The sequence below is a fragment of the Mesorhizobium sp. WSM4884 genome (genome assembly GCF_029625675.1).
Lineage (GTDB): Bacteria > Pseudomonadota > Alphaproteobacteria > Rhizobiales > Rhizobiaceae > Mesorhizobium.
The window spans coordinates 1-235 of the sequence record NZ_JARTVO010000099.1 but is presented as its reverse complement, the minus strand read 5'-3'; the positions used below and the strand labels follow the sequence as shown (position 1 = coordinate 235).

General features: G+C 67.7%; 1 protein-coding gene. It reads left to right on the top strand.

Going from position 1 to position 235, the window contains the following annotated elements:
- The coding region (locus P9236_RS30815; protein ID WP_278078225.1) for a hypothetical protein at positions 1–198 on the top strand (198 nt) is incomplete at its 5' end.
- Between the last annotated feature and the right edge of the window lie 37 nt (positions 199–235).

The window sequence follows — 235 nt, the reverse complement described above, 5'->3', positions numbered from 1 at the left end:
GCCATCGATGGCGCCCTGTCGGTGACCCTCACCGAGCGCACCCCGGGTGAGTTCCATGGGATCCTGCAGGGCGATGCGCTGGAGACCCACCTGCGCGCGTACCTCGGCAGCGTGGTCTACTTGGTCATTCAGGTCGGCGCGGACTTCCTCGGCCACTATCCGGTGCGCGTCGTGGACGGCGTGCCCCTGGGGTCCTGATGCGTCGACTGGTCCTGTCGATCGCAATCAGTGCCGC